20 protein-coding genes are annotated in these 22,180 nt (G+C 36.9%); 7 read left to right on the forward strand and 13 right to left on the reverse strand.

Annotated elements, in window-relative coordinates; genetic code table 11:
• Nucleotides 1-104: 104 nt before the first annotated feature.
• From FHT21_RS07330 to trpS, 11 genes are all read right to left on the reverse strand, one after another.
• A complete protein-coding gene (locus tag FHT21_RS07330) occupies nt 105-2,963 on the reverse strand; it encodes a prolyl oligopeptidase family serine peptidase (RefSeq protein ID WP_167294058.1) in 2,859 nt (952 codons plus the stop codon).
• Between the two features lie 317 nt (nt 2,964-3,280).
• Nucleotides 3,281-5,086, reverse strand: a complete 1,806-nt coding sequence (yidC, locus tag FHT21_RS07335; protein ID WP_167294059.1) for a membrane protein insertase YidC — start codon at nt 5,084-5,086, stop codon at nt 3,281-3,283.
• Between the two features lie 20 nt (nt 5,087-5,106).
• Nucleotides 5,107-6,723 carry a CTP synthase gene (locus tag FHT21_RS07340; RefSeq protein ID WP_167294060.1) on the reverse strand — a complete coding sequence of 539 codons (1,617 nt, stop codon included), beginning with the start codon at nt 6,721-6,723 and terminating at the stop codon, nt 5,107-5,109.
• 162 nt (nt 6,724-6,885) lie between these two features.
• Complete coding sequence (locus tag FHT21_RS07345; RefSeq protein WP_167294061.1) at nt 6,886-7,647, reverse strand: GLPGLI family protein; 762 nt, start codon at nt 7,645-7,647, stop codon at nt 6,886-6,888.
• A gap of 6 nt (nt 7,648-7,653) precedes the next feature.
• Complete coding sequence (locus FHT21_RS07350; RefSeq protein ID WP_167294062.1) at nt 7,654-10,434, reverse strand: outer membrane beta-barrel protein; 2,781 nt, start codon at nt 10,432-10,434, stop codon at nt 7,654-7,656.
• A gap of 228 nt (nt 10,435-10,662) precedes the next feature.
• The gene (locus FHT21_RS07355) at nt 10,663-11,139 is read right to left on the reverse strand and encodes a DinB family protein (protein ID WP_167294063.1); all 477 of its coding nucleotides are present in this window, start codon (nt 11,137-11,139) and stop codon (nt 10,663-10,665) included.
• A 22-nt stretch (nt 11,140-11,161) separates the two neighbouring features.
• Nucleotides 11,162-11,704, reverse strand: coding sequence for a hypothetical protein (locus FHT21_RS07360; protein ID WP_167294064.1), 543 nt, complete (start codon nt 11,702-11,704; stop codon nt 11,162-11,164).
• Between the two features lie 254 nt (nt 11,705-11,958).
• Entirely contained in the window at nt 11,959-12,714 is a 756-nt protein-coding gene (gene kdsB, locus FHT21_RS07365) for a 3-deoxy-manno-octulosonate cytidylyltransferase (RefSeq protein ID WP_167294065.1), read from the reverse strand.
• A gap of 1 nt (nt 12,715) precedes the next feature.
• A complete protein-coding gene (locus FHT21_RS07370) occupies nt 12,716-12,916 on the reverse strand; it encodes a DUF5808 domain-containing protein (protein ID WP_167294066.1) in 201 nt (66 codons plus the stop codon).
• A 14-nt stretch (nt 12,917-12,930) separates the two neighbouring features.
• Nucleotides 12,931-13,545 carry a deoxynucleoside kinase gene (locus FHT21_RS07375; RefSeq protein WP_025144984.1) on the reverse strand — a complete coding sequence of 205 codons (615 nt, stop codon included), beginning with the start codon at nt 13,543-13,545 and terminating at the stop codon, nt 12,931-12,933.
• Nucleotides 13,546-13,623: 78 nt separating this feature from the next.
• Nucleotides 13,624-14,622 carry a tryptophan--tRNA ligase gene (gene trpS / locus FHT21_RS07380; protein ID WP_086545938.1) on the reverse strand — a complete coding sequence of 333 codons (999 nt, stop codon included), beginning with the start codon at nt 14,620-14,622 and terminating at the stop codon, nt 13,624-13,626.
• Between the two features lie 260 nt (nt 14,623-14,882).
• On the opposite strand from trpS, the gene FHT21_RS07385 reads away from it, so the two are divergent.
• The 6 genes from FHT21_RS07385 (at nt 14,883) to FHT21_RS07410 (ending at nt 18,046) form a co-directional block, all read left to right on the forward strand.
• Nucleotides 14,883-15,608, forward strand: coding sequence for a lysophospholipid acyltransferase family protein (locus tag FHT21_RS07385; RefSeq protein ID WP_167294067.1), 726 nt, complete (start codon nt 14,883-14,885; stop codon nt 15,606-15,608).
• A gap of 2 nt (nt 15,609-15,610) precedes the next feature.
• Nucleotides 15,611-15,901, forward strand: coding sequence for an Asp-tRNA(Asn)/Glu-tRNA(Gln) amidotransferase subunit GatC (gene gatC / locus FHT21_RS07390; RefSeq protein ID WP_167294068.1), 291 nt, complete (start codon nt 15,611-15,613; stop codon nt 15,899-15,901).
• A 144-nt stretch (nt 15,902-16,045) separates the two neighbouring features.
• Entirely contained in the window at nt 16,046-16,804 is a 759-nt protein-coding gene (locus FHT21_RS07395) for an ABC transporter ATP-binding protein (RefSeq protein ID WP_167294069.1), read from the forward strand.
• Nucleotides 16,805-16,871: 67 nt separating this feature from the next.
• On the forward strand, nt 16,872-17,420 hold the full coding sequence (locus FHT21_RS07400; protein WP_167294070.1) for a cob(I)yrinic acid a,c-diamide adenosyltransferase: 549 nt from the start codon (nt 16,872-16,874) through the stop codon (nt 17,418-17,420).
• A gap of 85 nt (nt 17,421-17,505) precedes the next feature.
• Nucleotides 17,506-17,727 carry a DUF2795 domain-containing protein gene (locus tag FHT21_RS07405; RefSeq protein ID WP_010603503.1) on the forward strand — a complete coding sequence of 74 codons (222 nt, stop codon included), beginning with the start codon at nt 17,506-17,508 and terminating at the stop codon, nt 17,725-17,727.
• A gap of 160 nt (nt 17,728-17,887) precedes the next feature.
• Nucleotides 17,888-18,046, forward strand: coding sequence for a lmo0937 family membrane protein (locus FHT21_RS07410; protein ID WP_139180130.1), 159 nt, complete (start codon nt 17,888-17,890; stop codon nt 18,044-18,046).
• A 369-nt stretch (nt 18,047-18,415) separates the two neighbouring features.
• Here FHT21_RS07410 and FHT21_RS07415 read toward each other — a convergent pair whose 3' ends face one another.
• Complete coding sequence (locus tag FHT21_RS07415) at nt 18,416-19,081, reverse strand: 2-C-methyl-D-erythritol 4-phosphate cytidylyltransferase (RefSeq protein WP_167294071.1); 666 nt, start codon at nt 19,079-19,081, stop codon at nt 18,416-18,418.
• A 59-nt stretch (nt 19,082-19,140) separates the two neighbouring features.
• Nucleotides 19,141-20,190: a tRNA preQ1(34) S-adenosylmethionine ribosyltransferase-isomerase QueA gene (gene queA / locus FHT21_RS07420; RefSeq protein ID WP_167294072.1), complete on the reverse strand. Its 1,050-nt coding sequence runs from the start codon at nt 20,188-20,190 to the stop codon at nt 19,141-19,143.
• A gap of 200 nt (nt 20,191-20,390) precedes the next feature.
• On the opposite strand from queA, the gene FHT21_RS07425 reads away from it, so the two are divergent.
• Nucleotides 20,391-21,635, forward strand: a complete 1,245-nt coding sequence (locus tag FHT21_RS07425) for an ABC transporter permease (protein WP_190328446.1) — start codon at nt 20,391-20,393, stop codon at nt 21,633-21,635.
• Nucleotides 21,636-22,180: the final 545 nt, after the last annotated feature.

Consider the following 22,180-nt stretch of genomic DNA (forward strand, 5'->3'; position numbering starts at 1 on the left):
AACCATCAACTATAATCTATCAAACCATTGACTAAAAGAAAAGTCCATGGCCAATAGTTTATTCACTATTAACTATGGACTCCGGACTCCCGACTTCGGACTAACTAAGGTTTATCATCTGTTAGTTCAAAACCCCAGGTTTTTCCTTTTTCAGTTGCAGGTACTCCACTTGTCATCCAGACTGGCGCCTTTGCACCTTTTAAATAATAATCGAAAAACTGTTGTTCGCGGATTTGAATATCCTTACGGTTCTGGCGTTGAACCAGGTTATGTGCTTCACCGTTATAGTTCAGCATCCAAACGGGTTTACCTAAACGACGCAGCGCGGTAAACATTTCAATACCCTGATACCAAGGCACAGCGCCGTCTGCGTCATTAGCCATCACCACAACAGGAGTATTTACTTTCGGGAACATAAATAATGGTGAGTTCTCGATATATAATTCCGGTTTTTCCCAAAGTGTTGCGCCGATACGGCTCTGTGTTTTTTCGTACTGGAACTGACGGTTCATACCAGTTTCCCAACGGATACCGCCATAAGCAGAAGTCATGTTGGCTACAGGTGCGCCGGCCCAAGCGGCAGCATACATATTATTTTGTGTAATGAGGTATGCTACTTGATAACCACCCCAGCTTTGCCCCTGGATACCGATTTTGCTACCATCAACCCAACTATTTTTCTTAAGGCTTTCTACACCTGAATTTATAAATTCAACAGCAGACTTACCTGGGTGACCTATTTCGTAGCTAATATCTGGTGCAAAAACCAAATATCCGTTACTCACAAAATAAGAAATATTTAAGCGCGACGGAGTAGGAGCTGGCGCTTGATAGGTATATAAACCATCCGTTAGTTTTTCATAGAAATAAGCAATCATTGGATACTTCTTATTTGGATCGAAATTTTCTGGCTTGTACAAAATACCTTCGGCTTTGTAACCTTTTGGTGTAGTCCATTTTATCAGCTCGGCCGTACCCCAATTGTAGTTTTTTTGCTGAGGGTTGGTATTGCTTAATTTAGTTTCAGTTTTAAAATCGGCAGTGATATAAACATTTGGCGATTCTACATAGTTGGCTTTATCGTAAATGTAAACATCAGCGTCTTTAGCTTTTACCAGGTTGGAGTATTTAACTTTAGCCATTACGACTAACTCAGGTGCCTTAGCCGAACCTACATTGGTGCGATAAAAACCATTTTCTTTAGTTAAATTGTTAAAACCATCTAACCAAACTGTTTCATTCGCTTTTACAAATTTGCTGTCCGCATTGCGCTCAAACCTGTTATCCTGTTGTACTCTTTCATAACGGAAAGTAATGTTGTTAGCTCTTCCAAAGCCAGCAGTAATATTTTTTGGTGCCGATTTCCCATCTGGTGAGAACGACCAGATATCATATCTATCGTTAATTAGAACGGCTTTATCCCCTTCGGTCCAGGTAGCTAAGCCATAAGCAGAAGGTAAGTCTGGAACATCATTCTCCTCGTCAACAAATTTTTCACTTAAACCTGCAGTTAAAACGGTAACCTTTGCTGTAGCTATATGGTAAGTATTCCAACTGCCTGATTTTCGATCGAAATATAGCACATAATTCCCTGCCGGAGAAGCCATTGCATAACCATTCAGGTTGTCGATAATTTTCTTTTTCTGGCCAGTCTTTGTATTAACCAAATAGTAATCTTTTGTGGTAGAACCGCTCCATTGCGATTCTATCCTACGACCATAATCAGTAGAAGCCAAAACCTGCTCTGCATCACCTTCGGCTATGATGTTTGCATCAGGTAGTTTTAAATCTGTTAGTGGAATTACTTTTGGATCACTGCTATAAACGTCAATAACCGATAAATAACTTTTCTTACTGTCTCTATCAGCATTTTTAAGCTGCATAGGTTGCAAGTAATCGTCTTTGTAATTCCAAACATCAACTTTAGCCACTTCAAAATCTACAATAGTGGTATCTTTTGGTTTTTTAATAGGAGAGATGCCAAAAAATAATTTTTTACCATCTTTACTAAAAGTTATTTTACCATCGCCGTTAACTGACCATTTTGCAGGTAGCCCTGGCATATCAAAATCAACCAGTATCTGCGCCGTATCAAGCGTTAAAGAGTTGTAATAAATATTGTAATCTTTTATTTCTTGTTTCTCCGGACTTTGCTCCCCCACAAAAGCCACATGTTCACTTTCCTCATCAAAAGTGAAGTTTTTAAAACTTCCTTTGCCTTTTATAAGGGTTTTTAGTGTGCCTTTTTCAGTGTTTAGCAAGAATACGCCTTGTGGAGCTGTTTTATCTTTTTTAGACCCGCTACAAGCAAAAACCAACTGTTTGCCATCTTTACTGAAATAATAATCGGTAACGAATTTATAGGTTTTATCTGTGCCTGTTAAAAGGTTTTTTACCACTAAATCGGTTCCTTCTTCAGTTTTACCTTTTCCGGCAGGTTCATCATCCGCAAAATCCATTTCACCATCCTTTTTCTCAGCCGGTTTTACTGTTTTCTTGGCTGTATCTGGCTTTTCAGTTAGATAGGCCATTACACCAGCACCTTCTTCAGGAAATTTGAAAGATTTTACCCTTGCCACTTTTGTAACGGCACTGGTAGTAAGGTTGGCAATGCCCAATGAATCCTTTGGCAATTCATCTGGCTTTTTCTTTTTAATTTTAGCCTGACGTAAATCTTTATTTAATGGACGGATATTAAAAGCTGCAAACTTAGAATCGTTACTAAACTGCGAGTTCATCCCTCTTGGGATATTAATCTTCGCATTTGTTTTAATATTGATAAGGTACAATTGTGCATCTCCTTCTTGCTGTAAGATGCTGTACATGGCCCATTGACCATTATTTGATAATTGCTTTGTTCCTATTGATTCCCAAGTATCATATACCGAATGATCCAAAGGTTTCTTTTGTGCATAAGCAAAGCTGACAATGAAAAACAGAATAATAGTTAGTCTTTTTTGCATTTTTAAATTGATTAATTTGTTGGTTGAGATTTAATCTTCTAAAATTGGATTTTTTTAGCTTATTAGGAAACTTGTATGCCAAATATTACAATTAAAAGGTGTTTTTATTATTTGCTAAATGGTTTTTGTACTTGATCAAATATTCATTAAGATAATGCTGATTAAGCAATTTTCTTGTGAAGTCGAGTCCTTAATCCATCTCCGTGGTCTGTGCCCTCACAGATCACAAATAAGCAGTCATTTCAGTTAATTTCTGTCAAAACTAAAAACCCTCGGTCGCTTTAAGCAATCGAGGGTTTTTAGATCATTAGGCTAAATTATTTTTTAGCTTGTTGTTGTTGACGCATATAATCATCTAAACGCTGCTGGAATTTAGATTTTTTCTTTTTCTCATCAGCTGGTCTGGCTTTGTTTTGCTGGATTAGCGCATGTATTTTCTCATCATCAACCATTTTACGGATTAAGAACTGCTGTCCGAAAGTCATTAAGTTGGCTAAGAAATAATAATAGTTTAATCCGGCAGGATAGCTATTTAATACCCCTAAGAAAATGATCGGCATAATATAACCGATGTATTTCATCTGACCAGTTGCTCCAGAAACCTGGTTGTTGAAATAAGTCATAATCAAGGTAGAGATGGTCATCAATACACACATTAAACTTAAGTGGTCGCCAATGAATGGAATTTTTACGCCAAATTTGATAAACTCATCATAAGTAGACAAATCTTTCATCCAAAGGAAACTATGGCCACGTAACTCGAACAAGTTAGGGAAGAAAAAGAAGAAAGCCATTACCAAAGGCAACTGTAATACCATTGGCAAACATCCACCCAGTGGGTTTACACCTGCTTTCTTATATAATTTTAAATATTCCTGTTGAACCAAGGTTGGATTATCTTCACCTACTTTAGCTTTAATTTCGTCCATTTCCGGTTTTAACACACGCATTTTAGCCATTGATAGGTATGACTTGTAGGTAAGCGGCGATAAAGCAACTTTTAGTAAAATGGTTAATACCAGAATAATTAAACCGTAGTTCCAGCCAAAGCTGTTTAAGAAATTAAATACAGGCAATACAATAAAACGGTTAATGTATTTTAATGGCCAGTAGCCCATATCAATCTGCTGCTCTAAATCATAACCCTGTGCTTTTAGGGTAGAGAATTTGTTGGTTCCGAAATAAAATTCCATTTCATAAACCTGGTTCGCTGTATGCGCATATGGTAATTGCATATTGGCATCATAAAACTTCACCTGGCCAGGAGCTGTTGGGATTTTAACTTCTAAACTTCCTTTTTCGAAAGCTTGTTTTGAGATTAAAGAAGCTGAGAAAAAGTGTTGTTTGAAAGAGAACCATTGAATTTTACCTTTCGATAAATCTTCTTTCTCATCTTTCGAAACACTTAAGTGGTTTACATCACCATCCAAATATTTATAGTATGGTGCAGAGTAACGGTGTTCGCTTTCGATCGATTTTTCTTGCTGTAATAAAGTAGTTTGCCAGTTTAAGCCAATGGTATTACCGGCAATTACTTGCTGTAACCCAACTAAATTGATGTTGAAAGCTACTTTGTTACTTAGTGCTTTTAAATCGTATACATATTCTACATATGCGTTAGCACCATAATTGGCACGCATGGTAACCGTATTCCCGGTTTTTGTTGGTGTAAAATATAAATCGTTGGTATTAATTACTTTACCGGCAGCATTTAGGTTTAAGCCAAATTTATTCTCGTTACCGTCAAATAAAATAAGTGGTTTACCGGTAAAGGTTTTCTGTCCTTTAACTTCAACTGATGTAATTTTACCGCCTTTATTACTTAAAGTAATTAATAACTTCTCGTTTTCCAGAACCGTATTAGCTTCTGTACCAGTTATAGCGGTACCAAAAGGACCTTTTAAGGCTAAAGAATCTACCGCTGGGTTAGCAACGGCAGCAGTTTTTGTTGTGTCTTTTTGATTTGGACTAACGCCAATCTTTTTTAGCGAATCGGCTCTTTTAGTAGAGTCGATTCTTACTTGTTCTCTTTTTACTTCAGCTTCATTTGGCTTCAAAAAGTAGAATGATCCTGCCAAAATGATCATGATCAGGAACAGTCCTGTGAAGGTATTTCTATCCATTATTTATGTTTATACTGCTTTTAATTCGTTTTCTTTTTCGCAAACTCCATTGCAGCGGCGACAAATTTAACAAAAAGTGGGTGAGGATTAGCAACTGTTGATTTTAATTCTGGGTGAAACTGTCCGCCGACGAAAAATGGATGATTTTTAAGCTCCACAATTTCAACTAAATTGGTTTGTGGATTCATACCCGAAGCAATCATTCCTGCTTCTTCGTATTGCTTTAAATATGCGTTGTTAAATTCGTAACGGTGACGGTGGCGTTCATTAATATGCGATTTACCATAAATAGAAAAGGCTTTTGTTCCTTTTTTAATATCGCAAGGATAAGAGCCCAAACGCATTGTTCCACCTTTATTGGTTATTTTTTTCTGCTCTTCCATCATATTGATTACCGGATTTGCCGAATTTTCTTCAATTTCTGTAGTATGTGCATCTTTTAAACCTAAAACGTTACGTCCGAATTCGATAACAGCACATTGCATACCCAGGCAGATTCCGAAGAAGGGAACATTGTTCTCGCGAACGTATTTTATGGCATCAATTTTACCTTCAATACCACGGCTACCAAAACCTGGTGCAACTAAAACACCTTGTAAATGGCCTAGTTTCTCTTTTACGTTATCAGGGAAAATACCTTCAGAGTGGATATATTCTACCTTAACCTTACATTCATTTTTCGAACCTGCGTGTACAAAAGATTCGATAATTGATTTATAAGCATCTGGCAACTCTACATATTTACCAATCAAGCCAATTCTTACTTCTGCCGTAGGATTTTTTAAACGGCCTAAGAAATCTTTCCAGCTTTCCATATCCGGATCGTTTTTGGTAGGCAGTTTTAATTTCGATAAAACAGTTTTATCCAATTGTTCTTTTAACATCAACAATGGCACATCATAAATAGTAGATGCATCCATCGATTCGACTACCGCATTGATGTTAACGTTACAAAATAATGCAATTTTTTTTCTTAAGTCGGCGCTTAGGTGGTGTTCGGTACGGCAAACCAAAATATCTGGTTGTATTCCGTATTCCAATAAAGCTTTAACAGAGTGTTGTGTTGGTTTGGTTTTTAATTCACCTGCAGCGGCTAAATAAGGAACCAGGGTTAAATGGATTACAATAGCATTGGTGCTACCTTCTTCCCATTTAAACTGACGAACAGCTTCGATAAATGGTAAAGATTCAATATCACCAACTGTTCCACCAAGTTCGGTAATCACAATATCGTATTCACCACTATCACCTAAAATACGCATGTTGCGTTTAATCTCATCGGTAATATGTGGAACAACCTGTACCGTTTTACCTAAATATTCACCTTTACGTTCTTTGTTAATTACGTTTTGGTAGATACGGCCGGTAGTAATGTTATTTGCCTGCGAAGTTGGAACGTTAAGGAAACGCTCATAATGACCAAGATCCAAGTCGGTTTCAGCACCATCTTCAGTTACAAAACATTCGCCATGCTCGTATGGGTTTAAAGTTCCTGGATCGATATTAATGTACGGATCGAATTTTTGAATGGTTACACGGTAGCCACGTGCCTGTAAAAGTTTAGCTAAAGATGCGGAAATGATGCCCTTACCTAAAGAGGAAGTTACACCGCCCGTAACAAAAATATACTTTGTCATGATTGATAATTTGTGAAATTAACCAAGCTTTTTAGACCTGTTTAATTGTTTTTGTACGGGATACAAAGGTACAAAAAATTATCGCTCGTTTAGATACTTGCCAGAATATTTTTTAATTGTATTATATCTCTGATATTGAATATTTTAAGGAGAAATGTTGGTTTAAAGTATCAGCGTGTAAAGTTCTTTTTTAATATCTTCTATCTTTCTGGGATTCTTTTTATCATCGTAACGCGTATAAAGGTCGAGCATTTTCTTGAAATCTTTTTCCGTATCGGTTCTCTTTCCCTTTGCCGGTGGCGTGATGGTTAAGATCGGAACATTCTTCGCTTCAACCTTGGTTGCAAACCAGGTAGTGTTGTAGCGTGGTATAGCCAAACCCAATATCATTCCCGGTAAACCGGTAAATCCCTCCGGGCCACCTTTTAATAAAATCTCATCGGTATAAAAGGCCACTACAGTAACAGAATCGTTTATTACGGCTGTTGCTTTACGGCATTCGTAACCTGCAATTTGGCGCACATCATTCATAATTTTCCAATGGAGATGGGGGATAGTGTCTTTTAAAATAAAATCTTCACCCCTTATTGGTTTTCTGATTACCCTTGTTTTTTTGCTAAAGTCTGTATACAGTTCATTCGTATTCTCACCGGCAATAAAGAAGAAATTATTGTCGTTTAAGGTTTCCTTCGGTTTAATTTTATAAATGGAGCTACTGTCGTTAAAACTATAATCCCAATTGGAAATCCTGTATTTGCTCATTTTATCCCTGGCATCGTCTGATATCCAGGTGTTAGATGCCAATTGCTGCTTTTGATTAATCTTTTTTTCGAAAGTTATTTTAGCACTTTTGATGAAAACAGTTTGTGCTTTAATCATTGTAACTGTAAAGAACAGCATCATTGTTAATCCTAAATGTTTCATCTTCAGTTATTTTTTGTCTTGTTTAATGAAGTTTCCGGTTAAATTATAGGTAAGCCCGATTAGAACATATCGTGGTATAAAGGTATTGGTGTATTCGCTAATATTATTGCCGCCAACATAACGGTTATAGCCATTTTTTTCGGCCAAAATATCAGAAATTGATACTTTTAGTTCTAATTCTTGCGCTTTAAGCATCTTTTTTGATAAATAAGCATTCCATATTGCAATGTTTACAGGCCTGCTAAAAGAAGCGTTGGCAGGTTGGTACGATAATGATATGGAGGTATTAAATTCGGTATTATAAGGGAGTTCTATATTGCCAGAAATATCATGGTTGTGATAAAAGTTTTTGCCATTATTAATAGAACCGATTGATGATTGGCTATTTGAAAAAGTGATTGATGGATTATACTGTACCTGAACTTTATTGCCATAATAGCTAAATCGAGGTCGTATATTAATGCTATTGTTTACATTTTCATTCAGTTTATTATTTAAAATAGAAACCGAGGTAGAATGATTAAAATTGGCATTTAAACCTGCATTAAAGTGGATTTTGCTAAAACTTTTATTAAAACTCGCACCTGCGTAAAAACTGTTATTACCATTTAAATTGATATAACTACTAGTGGTTTTGTTTACTTCATCTACCGTTCTCACACTCACAACAGCATTTTTGGTAAAGCTATAACCTCCGTAAAGATAGGCGTACATCTGCGATTTTTGCTGATAGATGTTAAAATTAAAACCAAAATTATTGTTGAACGATGGTTTTAAGTTTGGATTACCTTTTATTTCGTAAAGCGGATTGTTTATTTGCCTTATAGGCTGTAGTTGATCTAAGCTAGGCTGTCGGGTATTTCCGTTATAGTTTAACGATACGCTTGTACTTTTACCAAGTTTATAGTTAAAATTGCTCTGCGGTGCCCAGTTTAAATAGTCTCTATTGAATTTATTGTTACGGTCTAAATCATTAAGTTCGAAAATGGTTTGTGTGGCTTCTGCACCGCCAGATAAGGTGAATTTCTTTGCCCTATATTGTAATACCACCTTGCCAATATTCGAAAAATTGTTGAAATCGAAATTATTACTTAGCGAATCAACCCGTTTGTTGTTCAATGATTTATCGAATACTAATTTATGGCTATTTGAGCTTACCGTTTTAAAGCTATAGGCGGTTTGTAATGAAAATTGTTTTCCCAGTGGTTCAGTATAGGCTATTCTTGTGCCAAGAGAACTTTCATGACCGGAGTTGTCGTTTAAAAAATCTTGGGTTATCGGCAGTCCTTTCGGTATACCATTGTCATCATAATAATTGGTTACACTTCGGCTGGTACCCAGACTGGTGCTGTTCTTGGTTTCAGGCTGTAAATCAATGGAAAGTGTTCTTCCTTTTTTTACAAACTTTTTGGAGTAATTAATATTGCCGTTAAATAGGTTATTGTCGCCATTGTTATCATTAGATTGATTACTATTATTTACAAATATCCCCTCACCATTTTTAGTTTCATTTGTACTTATATATTGGCTACTGTTTTTACGTTTACTGCCTGCAAATGAAATTTTCAAAGTTGAAAGTGAATCTAATTTAATATCAACACTTCCTTTTAAACTCTGTCCGGTATTTCGGGTTTCACTGTTTGAGTTACTTTCGCTAAAGAAATTTGTTCCGTTTGGCAGTAGCGACTGGTTTTTCGATGTTGTGCGGTCTAATATGTTTCTGTCACTACCTTTATAATTAAGTTTTAAACCGATTTTGTTTTCGTTCCACTTGTTAGAAAAATGTGCTCCATATCCAGTTACGTCAGGTAGCCCGCTCGATGGTGAAAAATCGTCCTCATCACGGCTGCCACCATAGCTGATCATCACGGTACTGCCATCATCGCCAACTTCAATTACATCATAATCATTGCCTTTTAGCTTACTCATGGCAGCACTTGCCTTCGAATCCTGATTGGTGTTGGAATTGGATCCAAATACGGCGGTTTTTAATTTGTTCTTGTAAATACCTGCCATGCCGCCAATGTTTTTATAGTGTTTAAGGTCGCTATTGGCATCCAGCGTGCTGAGGTAACCATTTTTTGCATTTTCCTTGAGCTTGATGTTCATAACCTTTTCCTTGGCGTCGCCCTCTTTAATGCCCGATAGTTCTTCTGTCTTTGTTTTTTTATCGTAAATCTGAACTTCGCTAACCGCATTGGCTTTCAGGTATTTTTGAGCTAAAAGCGGGTCGTCGCCAAAAAATTCCTCACCATCAACCAAAAGTGTATTTACATCTTTTCCTCCGGCTTTTATTGCACCATCTTTATCAACCTCAACTCCAGGCAAACGTCTTAGCAAATCCTGGAGGTTCGCATGTGGTTTAACGGCAAAGCTATCTGCCTGGTAGGTAATGGTATCGCCTTTTATACTAATGGCTTGTTTTTGGGCTTTAATTACAACTTCATTCAAAAGAGTGGCTTTACTGTCCATCGCAATATGACCGAGGTTAAATTTTGATGAATCAGATAGTTGGATATCTCTGATATAATCGGCCATTTTTGGAAAAGTAACCACCAGGGTGTAATTGCCCTTTTTTAAATTCGATAGCTCAAATGCACCATTAGCTTTTGCGCGGGTATCTTTTACTAAGATAGAATCTTTACTCCTAATGAGCAGGATAGTGCTGTTTTGTAATTTGGTTTTCTCAACGGTATCTACCACAACGCCTTTTATACTTGCGTTTTGCGCCAAGACAGGGAAAAATAGCAATGAAAAAATAAGAACCGAGAAAAGTTGTTTGAGCATGTATGTTGTTGAAGAAGCGTTAATAAAATAGTGTATTTGGTTAAGTGCCTGAAATTACAACTATTTATTTAGTTATTAAAAATAATTCAAAAATATTTTTTTCAAAAAGAAATATACTGCTGGATGTACAGAATATATCCTTAAAAAAGTAGAGGTGGGAAGAAGAAGTACAATGATGTGTTTAATGAAAGTATTTTAGATTGATGTGCCTTACATCGGTAGCAGCATTTATTTTGTTGCTGCTAAAATTAGTTTTTTAATCAGTACAATCTGCCCAAAATGGTAATAGCTATGTTCAATTACAGCCTCTATATTCCGCAGGTAAGTGCCATACTTTTCATTTACAAATACCTGATCAAATTTTTCGTCTGGCATTTGTGCTACTTCATCGGCGAAAGCGGCCGAATTAGTCAAAAACTCTTCTAACAGTTTTTTCCAATCGGCTTCAGAATGTATAGGCGGAAGATCGAAACTGTATTGATCTTTAATTTCCAGCAGACCGCCATTAAATACATTTAAAATCCCCGACAAATAGTAATTGATGTGGTAGGTTAATGCAGCAATCGTATTTAAATCTACTATTTGATGAATGGCCTGTTCCCAACTAATGTTTTCCAGGTGGTCTTTATAGTTGGTGTTGGCAATCCAATACCCATTTAGAAAAACCTCTCTTAAGCGCTTTGCAATTAAATCTGATCTTTTCATCACTAACTTTTCATTATTTAGATTAGCAGCAATTATAGTAAATCTTCACTTTTTGTTCTTTTTCGCTCCAGGCAATGTAAATATTGTTTTCCTTTCCTAAACGATACTTAAAGCCATTTAATCCTGATTTCTTTAATTCTTCGTAAAGGGCTTTATCGGGGGTGTAATTATCAGCCTTATCTTCTGGCATTACCGCAGGCTCTAGAAAATTATCATCACTAAAAAAATCGTCGGCAATGGTTTTTAAGAAAATAATCTGGTCTTTTTCTTGTGAAAGATCAACATTTGGATCGGTACTACCCAATAATTCGGTTCCTTTAATTTTGGTATTATAAATCTCTTTTCCATCAGCATTTTTGATTGTGAAATTCAATACCATTTCTTCGGGTTTTCGGCCGGTAAGTTCAATCTTAAAGGTGTCCAGACGTTTTAAATCTGAAAAAGATTTAGCGATGCGCTGGTTAACATTTTTAAACTCAATAGTATTGGTTTCCTTTTTGTCGTTAGAATTACAGGCGGCAAGCGCTAATAAACAGATAACAGCGAAGAGCGATATATTTCTCATATTCAAAACTACAAATTTTATGTTTTAGTTCATGTCCATATTTTATGATATCCTTTTAAATTTAAAAGGAATACCCAATGGATAACCATAGTTGAAACCTTGTGAGAAGGGTAATGGAAAAAACTTGATCGTAAGTTAGGTTTCCAAAAAGTGGCAGGCGAACCAACACCGTATACACAATGTAATATTCGGGTGGGGAATTAGCGATTAAATAGGTTAGCGGTTAGGATTTAGCGTTTGACTAAATGAACTAACTACTCCAATTTAAGTGCTTTAAGTAATTTATTCAGCTTTAATAAGTCTTCTGGTGTATCTATCGCAACTGTTTCTAAGTCAGTTACTTTTGTTTGGATGTAAAATCCATTTTCGATCCAGCGAAGCTGCTCTAAACTTTCTGCAATTTCTAAAGAAGATGGTGGTAATTTGGTAATGGCTTTTAACGATTCTGTGCGGTAACCGTAAATACCGATATGTTTGTAAAACTGGTGCTTCTCTGCCCATACACCCGGTTCGCCATTTCTGATAAAAGGAATTGGGCTACGACTAAAATACATGGCCCGGCCATTTACATCAATCACTACTTTGGGACTATTTGGATTGTATATACTTTCTTGGCTTTGGATCGATTTGATTAATGTTGCCAATTGTACTTTTTCTTCGGTAAAGCAGCTTGCCAATAATTCAATCTGTGCAGGTTCGATAAAAGGTTCATCACCCTGGATGTTGATTACAATGTCGTACCCCGTTAAAGTTTCAATCACTTCCGCACATCTGTCTGTCCCACTTTGATGATTAGAAGAGGTAAAGATAAATTCTCCACCAAACCTTTTTACTTCATCCGCTATCCGTACATCATCGGTGGCAATTACCACTTTCGATAAACTTTCGGCTTTCGATGCCTGTTCGTAAACCCTTTGGATCATACTTTTTCCTGCAATATCCACCAAAGGCTTTCCCGGAAAGCGGGTAGAGGCATAACGCGCAGGAATAATTCCGATAATTTTAGACATACTATTTATTTAAGGTTCTCAATAAGACAACCGCACCAATAATAAGTGCCATAACTATATAAGAAATTGGATGAGCAAAGTTAAATGTCCAGCCCAAAATTTTATTGCGTTTCGGAACTAAAACCCTGGAATCTGATTTATTGAAATAAATAATTCCCCATTTCCAGTTTAAAGGGTTTTCGTGCTGAAAATCTTTGCCCATCTTATTCGTTCAAGTTAAAATAAACCGTTAATCTCTGCTTCTATAGATTGAATTACGGTACCTAAATCCTCGGGGTTGTTGGTGAAATCTAATTTATCTTTATCCAAAATCAATAATTTACCCAGGTTATATCCTTTAATCCAGGCTTCATATTTTTCGTTCAGTTTAGAGAGGTAATCGATACGGATACCCGCTTCATACTCACGGCCACGGCGCTGGATATTATTAACCAACGTAGGTACCGAAGCACGCAGGTAAACCAATAAATCGGGCGGTTTAATAAAAGAGGTGATATTATCAAAAATAGCCCTGTAATTGTCATGATCGCGGGTGGTCATTAAAGCCATATCGTGCAGGTTTTCTGCAAAAATATGTGCATCCTCATAAATGGTCCTATCCTGGATCACATTACGCTTATTTACTTCAATATCAGTAATTTGCTGAAAACGGCTGTTCAGGAAATAAATCTGAAGGTTAAAGCTCCAGCGTTTCATGTCGCTGTAAAAATCTTCAAGGTAAGGATTATTGTCCACAGCCTCGTATAAAGCTTCCCATCCATAATTTTTGGCCAATAAACCTGTTAAGGTGGTTTTACCGGCACCTATATTTCCTACAATTGCTATGTGCATATTTTCTTACGTTTTGCGTTGGGCGTTTTGCGGGAGGCGTTGTTTTCGCCAAACGCTAAGCGCTTATCGCAATATTAATTAAAAACTTTTAAATCCGATTAAACTGCGAACTTCTCTGATGGTTTTTTGCGCGCTTTCGCGTGCCTTTAATGCACCATGTTTAGCTACTTGCCTTAAATAAGCATCATCTTTAGCGATATCCAAAATACGCTCGCGCATAGGTGCAGTTGTAATAATCATATCTTCTGCCAGTTGTTTTTTGAAATCGCCATAACGGATCTGCATTTTGCTATACAAATCTTCAAAATGTGCAAGTGTATCAGCACTCGATACGACTTTCATTAAATCGAAAAGATTCTGGATAGGCTCAGGCTTCGGTTGGTTTTCTTCCGTTGGGCCGCCGTCACTAACCGCTTTCATTACTTTTTTACGAATGGTTTCAGGATCATCAGACAGGTAAACAGCATTGGCTTCGCCTTCTGATTTGCCCATTTTACCTTTACCATCTAAACCAGGTACTTTAACCAATTTGTCTGAGTAGCTAAATGCGTATGGTTCAGGGAAATATTCTGTATTGTATAACCTGTTAAAACGGTTTCCGAAAGTACGGGCCATTTCTAAATGTTGCTCCTGATCTTTTCCAACAGGTACTTTGGTCGCTTTATGGATTAAAATATCGGCAGCCATTAATACTGGGTAGGTTAATAAACCTGCATTTACATTATCAGGGTTGGCACGTACTTTATCTTTAAAAGAAGTACTACGTTCCAATTCACCCATGTAAGCATTCATATTTAGGTATAAATATAGTTCCGCAATTTCGGGAACGTCGCTTTGTATATAAATGGTGCTGTTTTCTGGATCAATTCCACTAGCCAAATATTCAACCAGAACATGTTTAATATTTCCATGTAAATCGGCAGGAGTAGGATGTGTAGTTAAGGAGTGTAAATCGGCGATAAAAAAGTAACAGTTATAGTCGTTCTGCATTTGAACGAAATTTTTAACTGCACCATAATAATTACCCAAATGTAATTTTCCTGTTGAGCGAATGCCGCTCACCACTGTTTCTTTCATAATGCCACGAAATTAAAAATAAAATACAAGCAAATCATAAATCGCTTCAATTTTAATGGTAAGATTTTTTTTGTGACCGTTGTCTTATCAGGAGTTGTATCCAGCGATCGTTTGCTCAACCGAAGCAAAGTGATCTATTACAGTGACTCCCTTGGTGTCGGTTGTCTCACCGACCAATAAAAGCTTTAGACTGCGTAATCTTATGGCCCAATGCAATCAGTTGTTTGAAATATCAAACTATTTTATATTTTTGGTTATCTATGATTTATTTTCTAAGACAAGTACACCGGATATGGTTTCTATTCTGGATACTGTTTTTTTTCACTCTATTCTATCCTTTATACTACGTTACTTCACGTAATGAGAAATATTATAACATCCTGAATTTTTTCAGGAAAGCCAATAGCTTTTTATGTAGTTTGTTTTCAGGTGTTTTTTTTCGTTATCAATACGAAGAAAAGCTCAATCATGACCAAACTTACATCTATTGTGCTAATCATACTTCTAACCTGGATATCATGATTTTCTGTATCATGGGGCATGGTAAATTCCACTTTATGGGAAAAGATGAGCTGCTGAGTAATCCGGTATTAGGCATTTTCTTTAAAACTATCGATATTGCTGTGAACCGCGACAGTAAGATTTCAGCTTTTAAAGCCTTTAAAAAGGCAGGCGAGAACCTTGAAAAGGGGATGAGCCTGATTATTTTTCCTGAAGGTAAAATTGATGACCATTATCCACCAAAGTTAGGAGAGTTTAAAAATGGCCCATTCCGTTTAGCTATCGATAAAAATATCCCTTTGGTGCCGGTTAGCATTACCGACGTTTGGAAAATTAATTGGGATGACGGCGCAAAATATGGAAGTAAGCCAGGAATTTGCGATATTTACGTCCACAAACCAATCAATACCTTAACTTTGGCCGATATTGATTCGGATGTATTAAAAGAAAAGGTTTACAGATTGATTGATAGTAAGTTAATATAGATATGAATTTAGACGCAAAAACCATCCATAAAATAGCAGATCTGGCCCGAATTCATATTGATGAAAAACAGGTAGACACTTTGATTCCTGAAATGAACAAAATTTTATCGTTCATGGAAAAGTTAAATGAATTGGATACTTCAGATGTAAAACCATTGGTTTACATGAACGAATCGGTAAATGTTTGGAGAGCGGATGTAGTTAAGCAGGAAATAGCTACGGCTGATGGCTTGAAAAATGCAGCGAAGCATACCGACCAATTTTTTATGGTGCCAAAAATTATCGAAAAATAATGGCGTATCGTCATGCTGACCTGTAGTGCAGCGGAAAGCTATGCGGTAAATTTAATTCAGCATCTTTAAGATTTAACATTTGTGTTTAATTTTTAAACTACTTGTAACATCTTACCTGCTATGCTTGTCTAAAAAAGAAAAAACATGGAGAAACCACTCATCACTATAAAAGAAATTGGCCGTAAATATGTTATTGGATCTGAGGTGATTCACGCTTTAAAATCAGTTTCTTTAGATATTAATAAAGGCGAATTTGTAGCATTGATGGGCCCATCTGGTTCAGGTAAATCAACCCTAATGAATATTTTAGGTTGCTTGGATACACCTTCAAGTGGAACTTATATTTTAAATGGAACAAATGTGAGCCACATGAGTGATGATGCCTTGGCAGAAGTGCGCAACAAGGAAATCGGTTTCGTTTTTCAAACCTTTAACTTATTGCCGCGTTCAACATCTTTAGATAACGTTGCTTTGCCTTTAATTTATGCCGGTACAAGTAAAAAGGACAGGGATACAAGAGCAGCTAAAGCATTAGAAAATGTAGGTTTAGGTAATCGTATGGATCATAAACCCAACGAGCTTTCTGGTGGCCAACGTCAGCGTGTGGCTGTAGCCAGGGCTTTGATCAATAACCCTTCTATTATTTTAGCCGATGAGCCAACTGGTAATTTAGATACCAAAACATCAATTGAAATAATGGGTTTGCTGGAAGAAATTCATAGTAAAGGGAACACTATTATCCTGGTTACACATGAGGAAGATATTGCACAGCACGCCCACCGTATTGTACGTATGCGTGATGGTTTGATCGAAAATGATTATTTAAATACAGATATTAAAAATGTATCGCCACGTTTGCAAGCTTTGAAAGAAACTGGCAGCGATTGGGAGAAAATTAACTAACACCTAAATTCCCTAAAGGAGACTTTTTAGGGCTAACCATATTATTCCCCCTTAAGGGGCATAGGGTATGAAAATCTACACTAAAACCGGCGATAAAGGCCAAACATCACTCATTGGTGGTACCCGTGTACCTAAGTATCATTTACGTATCGAAACCTATGGAACTGTAGACGAATTGAATTCGTACATCGGTTTAATCATGTGTCAGAATATTGATACGTACGATCAGAAACTGCTAAAAGAAATTCAGGATAGGTTGTTTACCATTGGTTCATCACTTGCGGCCGACCCAGAGACCTCTAAAATGAAAATTCCCGATCTGCACGATGCTGATATTACCTTGTTAGAAAACGAGATGGATCTGATGAATGAAAAGCTGCCGGCTTTAAAGCATTTTATTTTACCTGGAGGAAATACTGTAGTTTCTTACTGCCATATTGCGCGATGCGTTTGCAGAAGAGCAGAGCGTTTGACAGTGGCGCTTGCAGAAAATAGCTTTGTAGATGAGCGTGTAACAGTTTATTTGAACCGTTTAAGTGATTATTTATTCGTTTTGGCACGAAAACTGACCGTGTATTTTAAGGCGGAAGAAAACATTTGGATTCCTAGGGTTTAATAGTGGAAAAATAAGTTTGTTTTGCTCAAAAATTTTAATATACTTTGCGCAATAATAAGAACAAGAATTTAATTGAATTGACGATATGTATTGGACATTAGAATTAGCATCGCACTTGGAAGACGCACCATGGCCTGCAACTAAAGACGAATTAATTGATTATGGTATCCGCTCTGGTGCCCCTGTTGAAGTAATTGAAAACTTGCAGGCATTAGAAGATGATGGCGAACCTTATGAAACGATTGAGGAAATTTGGCCTGATTATCCAACCAAAGAAGATTTCTTCTTTAACGAGGACGAATACTAAACATTAGAAACTACAAAAAAGAACCTTCCAACAAAATTGGGAGGTTTTTTTATCTCCATATTATCCGGTGGTATAAATAAAATAATTACATTTTTTAAACAAAACCAAAAAGCCGAGTGTTAATACATCAATAATATAACATTGCTAAAAAATTAACACTATGGGAAATTTATTGTATTTAGTCGCAGTAGTATTAGTAATACTATGGGTGATCGGATTTATATTTCACGGCTTCGGCGACGTTGGCGGTATAATCCACGTTTTATTGGTAATCGCAGTTATTGCAATTCTGCTTAAAGTAATTGGCCGGGCTGCGTAAAAAAAATATATCGCACCGATATTCACTGATTTAAAAGTAAGAAACACTTTGAAATTGATGAATTAAAAAAGGAGTTTCATTTTTGAAACTCCTTTTTTATTTTATAATCGATGTTGATTGATTTTTTGCTCTTTTAACCAGTACGATTGTTATGCTGAATTTATTTATAAATAGAAGTTGCATCTTCGATTGTCTTGTAGCTACTACATGGTTAGCATCTTTCCGGCTATTAAGCCCCTGAGCACGTAGTAGCTATTAAACCTTTAAAAAACATAGAAACAACTAATAAAATGAATTCAGCGTAACGACGCTATGTTTAAATCGCTCCAGATCTTTGTATAGTGTCTATTATTAGACGAAACTAAGCTTTTAATTCTTCAATAATAACTCTGCTAGCTCGAGGTCAATAGGATAAGTAATTTTAATATTTCCCCTTTCTCCTTCAATAATATTAATCTCATAACCGATAGATTCTACCACGCTTGCATCATCTGTAAAATGAGTATTGAACTCTTGGTTATAAGCTTCTTTAAGGATATGAAGGCTAAAAGTTTGTGGCGTTTGTACTAAATAAATTTCATCGCGTTTTAATGCCGTTGTTTTATCGTTTCTCAGCATGCGCACACTGTCGCTTGATTGTACCGCTGCAATAACGTTCCCCTGTAACTCAGCTTCTTTAAAACAATTGTCGATAAGAGATTTTGAAACCAGCGGACGAACAGCATCGTGAATGGCAACATAACTTTCTTCTCCAATGGTATGGATTGCATTTTTTACCGAGTGAAAACGCTCTATACCGCCATCAATAACCTGATGTGGTATATGAAAATTAAATTCTTCACATAACCTAGCCCAGTAAGCCTGTTGATCTTTGTTTAGAACTAATAAAATTTTAGGTTGAGTATCGCTTTGTGCAAAAGCTTTTATGGTGTGCATTAAAACCGGAAGGTTTTTGAGCAGTAGAAATTGTTTTGGGGTTTCTGTTTGCATCCGATTTCCAGAACCGCCTGCTACAATTATAGCGTAGTATTTCATAGTTGAGCGTTTAGGGGTGTGGCATTTAGCGTTAAACCGCCAAATGCCAACCGCAAAACTTATATAATTAGCATGGCATCACCATAGCTGTAAAATTTATATTTTTCTTTTACTGCAACCTCATAAGCATTCATAACGTTCTCATAGCCACCAAATGCACTTACCATCATCAATAAAGTAGATTCTGGTGTGTGGAAATTGGTAATCATGGAGTTCGCAATACTGAAATCGTAAGGAGGAAAGATAAATTTACTGGTCCAGTCGTTAGCAGCTTTTAATGTTCTGTTAGCAGAAACAGCCGATTCGATAGCCCGCATTGAGGTAGTTCCTACCGCACAAATTTTTCTTTTATTCTCTAATGCTTTGTTTACAATGTTTGCATCTTTTTGCTCGATGATAAACTGCTCAGAATCCATTTTGTGTTTGGTTAAGTCTTCAACCTCAACAGTCCTGAAAGTTCCTAAACCCACGTGCAAAGTTACTTCTGCAAATTCTACACCTTTAAGTTCAAGACGTTTCATTAACTCGCGACTAAAGTGTAAGCCTGCAGTTGGAGCAGCTACTGCGCCTTCGTGTTTAGCGAAAATAGTTTGGTAACGTTCTTTATCCTCGGCGGTAGCTTTACGTTTAATATACTTAGGAAGAGGAGTTTCACCTAGAATTTCAACGTTTTTTCTGAATTCTTCGTCGCTACCTTCAAATAAGAAACGGATGGTACGGCCACGCGATGTGGTGTTATCTACAACCTCAGCAACCAATAAATCGTCGTCGCCAAAGTATAATTTATTACCTACACGGATTTTACGTGCCGGATCTACCAAAACATCCCATAAACGTAATTCCTTGTTTAATTCACGTAGCAAGAAAACCTCGATGGTTGCACCAGTTTTTTCTTTGTTGCCATATAAACGAGCAGGAAAAACCTTAGTGTTGTTTAATATCATTACGTCTTTGTCATCGAAATAACTTAAAACGTCTTTGAAAATTTTATGTTCAATTTTACCGCTGTCTTTGTGTAAAACCATTAGACGAGCTTCGTCGCGTTGTTCTGCCGGATTGTTGGCTACTAATGATTCAGGTAAGTTGAATTTGAATTGTGATAATTTCATTCTTGATGAATTTTTTGAGGTGCAAAAATACGAATTTAATTTTTCTTTTTCGTATTTTATCAAACGCAATTTATGTATATTATGTTTTAATCATTTTAAATCAAATAATACAGCGCGATTAATGCATTGTAGACATAAAATTAATTAGTTTTGAAGATAAGCTGTAACCTTTTGGAAAGCTTTGCATCTAATCTTTAATTATGATAATCTTTAGGCTAATAGGCGAAAGTTTCCGTTTTGCATTTGATGCGTTGCGCCAGAATAAATTACGCACCATGTTATCGCTTCTGGCTATAACAATTGGTATTTTTACGATTATTGCTGTATTTTCGGCAGTTGATACCTTTCGCGGTAAATTGCAGGCCAGTGTAGATAAACTGGGCTCTAATACTATTTATATTCAAAAATGGCCCTGGAGTTTTGGCGATAATTACCCTTGGTGGAAATATATGAACCGCCCTCAGCCTTCATTGCGCGATTTTGAAGCGCTCCGAGAGAGAATCGAAAATGCACAAGGCGTGACATTCGAAATATCAACGAACGATAGAACGATCAAATATAGAAGTAGCTCGGTTGAAGGGATTTCGGTATGGGCAGCATCACACGATTTTAATAAGACCTGGAATTTTGAGCTTCAGGATGGCCGGTATTTTACTGAAACTGAAAGCAAAAATGGTTCACCTGTTTGTATTCTAGGTTCTGATATTGCGGATGGACTTTTTGACGGCGATGCACCCGTGGGTAAACAGGTACAGATTTTAGGAAGAAGATTAACAGTTGTTGGCGTTTTCAAAAAAGAGGGAGAAGATATGTTAGGTACCTCTCTTGATAAAAACGTAAATATTCCAATTGCCTTTGCAAAAGGCGTGTTAGACATCCAAAGTGAGCGTTATGGTCCGCAAATTACTGTTCGCGGCAAGGATAATGTGAGCTTGGAAGAGGTAGAAAGCGAATTGAAGGGTTTAATGCGTTCGATCCATAGGATCAGACCAGGCCAGGAAGAAGATTTTGCCCTAAATAAAACCACCATTATTTCTAACCAATTAGATTCGATGTTTAAAATGGTCAATATTGCTGGTTGGGTAATTGGTGGATTTTCGATTTTGGTGGGTGGATTTAGTATTGCCAATATCATGTTTGTATCGGTAAAAGAACGTACCAATATTATCGGCATCCAAAAGTCGTTGGGTGCGAAAAACTATTTTATATTGCTTCAATTCATTTTCGAATCAATCTCACTTTGTATTTTAGGTGGTTTGCTGGGCTTATTACTGGTCTTTCTGCTCGCCTTGGTTATTGGTGCAGCCACAGATTTCCATATTATATTGGGTTTGAATAATATTGCCTTAGGAATCGGAATATCGATCATTATCGGTACCATCTCTGGTTTTTGGCCAGCATATTCCGCATCAAGGTTGGATCCGGTAGAGGCGATAAGGAGTTAGTTCCAGTTGGCAATTTTTAGTTCGCGATTTGCAGTTATCTGCACCTAACGTAGTGAATAAACCTTATTGCAGTGGATAGCCCACAGCGAGGTACGAGCGAGGACTAGTAACGGAAAGAAGGGCTGAGGCCTGCAATGAAATGCTGGCTTTCATTTCCAAATTGTTTTGTGGTCGGTGTGACACCAACCACTAGGGAATATCGATCATTATCGGTACCATCTCTGGTTTTTGACCAGCATATTCAGCATCAAGGTTGGATCCGGTAGAGGCGATAAGGAGTTAATTCCAGTTGGCAGTTTTTAGTTCGCGATTTGCAGTTATCTGCACCTAACGTAGTGAATAAACCTTATTGCAGTGGATAGCCCACAGCGAGGTACGAGCGAGGACTAGTAACGGAAAGAAGGACTGAGGCCTGCAATGAAATGCTGACTTTCATTTCCAAATTATTAAGAAATGTTTTGTGGTCGGTGTGATACCAACCACTAGGGAAATAAACTACCTTCGGAGAGCTCGCTAAGGCTCGGTTCAGGGTGATGGTTATAGAA

This window comes from Pedobacter sp. SG908 (genome assembly GCF_011759615.1).
Classification (GTDB): Bacteria; Bacteroidota; Bacteroidia; order Sphingobacteriales; family Sphingobacteriaceae; genus Pedobacter; species Pedobacter riviphilus.